Genomic DNA, 2349 nt, shown 5'->3' on the forward strand with positions numbered 1-2349 from the left:
CCCCGCACCCTCGCCGATCCCGCGGCCACCCGGCCCGGATCCCGTGCCCGACCCGGAACCGGGCCCACCGCGTTCCGACAGGCCCGGGCTGTGACGTGAACCTCAGGGGCGTCCGGCGCTTTCGCGCCAGGCGCCCCTCCCTGCGTCCACCCGGGCATATTCGTCCGGCGATATCCGTCAACAGGGGGTTTACCGGCATCCGGTCCGCCACAGGCGTCCGAATACCTTCTTGTGACCCTCTGTCACTGCGCTTACGTTCTGTGTCTCCTGCAGCGTGTCGAGGAGGCACCAATGGCCGCACGCGGCCGGCACCGCCGGTACCAGCCCAACAGACTCAACCGGGCGTCGCTCAGCGTCACCGCAGGTGGCGCGGGTCTCGCCCTCCCGCTGGTCGCCGCCGGCAACGCCGACGCCGCCGACGCGGCCACCTGGGACCGGGTGGCCGCCTGCGAGGCGAGCGGCGACTGGGACATCAACACCGGCAACGGCTACTACGGCGGGCTCCAGTTCAGCCAGTCCACCTGGGAGGCCTTCGGCGGCCGCGCCTACGCCTCGCGTGCCGACCAGGCCACCCGCGCCGAGCAGATAGCCGTCGCCGAGAAGGTGCTCAAGGTCCAGGGGCCCGGCGCCTGGCCGGTCTGCTCGCAGCGCGCCGGGCTCGCCCGGGGCGGTCCCGCCCCCGACCTCGGCAAGGAATCGGGCGGCACGGCGAGACCCGCGTCCGGGAAGAAGGCCGGCACCGGCACCCCCGCCAAGTCCGGCGGCTCCACCAAGTCCGATTCCCGGTCGGGCTCGAGCGGCGACGGCAAGGACGTCCGGCCGCAGACCACGCCGCAGTCCCGGGCCGGCAAGACCGACATGTACACCGTCGTCCGCGGGGACAGCCTCTCCGGCATCGCGGACGCCCGCGAGGTCCAGGGCGGCTGGCAGTCGCTCTACGCGGCCAACCGCTCGACGGTGGGCTCGGACCCCGACCTGATCATGCCGGGCCAGCGGCTGCGGATGCCGGACACCGCCCGCCCCGGACCGCCCGCACAGCAGAAGCCGCAGAGCGGGGCGAAGGCCGGCGAGCAGCGCACGGCGGAGCAGAAGAAGCCCCAGGCCAAGAAGCCCGCGCCGCAGAAGGCCGACGGGCACAAGAGCGAGAAGAAGACCGATGCCCGTCCCGCCGCGGCCCGCAACCGGGTGGCCCCCGTGAACGCCGCGCTCGGCACCGCCTACCGGGCCCACGGCTCCTCGTGGTCGAAGGGCTACCACACCGGCGTCGACTTCCCGGTGCCCACCGGCACCGCCGTGAAGTCCGTCGGCGCGGGACAGGTCGTCACGGCCGGCTGGGGCGGATCCTTCGGCTACCAGGTGGTGGTCCGGCACGCCGACGGTCGCTACTCGCAGTACGCCCATCTGTCCGCGATCTCCGTGCGGTCCGGCCAGGCGGTCACCGCCGGACAGCGCCTCGGACGCTCCGGCTCCACCGGCAACAGCTCCGGCCCGCACCTGCACTTCGAGGTGCGCACCGGCCCGGGCTTCGGCAGCGACATCGACCCGCTGGCCTACCTGCGGGCGGGCGGCGTCGCCATCTGAGCGCGCTCCGGGCCGCGGCGGTCCTCGCCCGGCCCGGAGCCCCCGTCCCGCTCCGCGGGCTTCTCGTGCGACGGCGTCCGGTCCGGGGCCGCCGGTTCTGCGGGCTCCCGCTCGCCGGAGGCCTGCGCCGGCACCTCGGCGTGGGCGCGCCCCACGGAGAGCAGGACCAGCCCCGCCGCCGCGACCACTCCGCAGCCGGTGGCCAGCACCGCCCCGAGCACGCCCATGCGGAACGACTCGCCGAACAGGACCAGACCCACCACGGTGGCGGCCACCGGGTTGACCACCGTCAGCGTCGCCAGCGGCGCGTGCAGGCCGCCTGCGTGGTAGGCGGACTGGGACAGCAGCAGGCCCGCCGCCGACAGGGCCACCACCGCCACGACCGAGGGCAGGCCCGACAGGACCGGCCCGTCGGACTGGTCGGCGGCCACCGCCTTGGTGAAGACCGAGCCGAGGCCGAAGGCGATGCCCGACCCGGTGGCCAGCGCGGCGGCCCGGACCGCCGGATGCGTGCCGGCGCCCTTCGCCACCCCCGTCAGCACCGCGAGCACGACGGCGGTGACGACCACCAGCACGATCCGCTCGCCGCCCGTGGGCGTGCGGGTGCCCGACCCGGAGACCAGCGCCAGCAGGCCCGCCAGCCCCGCGGTGGCCAGGAACGCCCCGCGCCAGGCCGTCCGGTCGCCCGCCGCGCGGCCCACGAAGAGGGCGGCCATCGGCAGCGCGAACACGATGGTCAGCGCGCCCATCGGCTGCACCACGCTGAGC

The 2349-nt window shown here is 75.4% G+C and carries 2 protein-coding genes; one reads left to right on the top strand and one right to left on the bottom strand.

Features of this window, described 5'->3' with window-relative positions:
* Positions 1–291 precede the first annotated feature (291 nt).
* Positions 292–1581: a transglycosylase family protein gene (locus ACOV8S_RS08775; RefSeq protein WP_448317134.1), complete on the top strand. Its 1290-nt coding sequence runs from the start codon at positions 292–294 to the stop codon at positions 1579–1581.
* Here ACOV8S_RS08775 and ACOV8S_RS08780 read toward each other — a convergent pair.
* On the bottom strand, positions 1551–2349 hold a 799-nt coding region (locus ACOV8S_RS08780), incomplete at its 5' end, for a DMT family transporter (protein WP_448317136.1). The two genes, ACOV8S_RS08775 and ACOV8S_RS08780, sit on opposite strands and share 31 nt — an antisense overlap.

The organism is Streptomyces sp. CO7 (assembly GCF_053474865.1).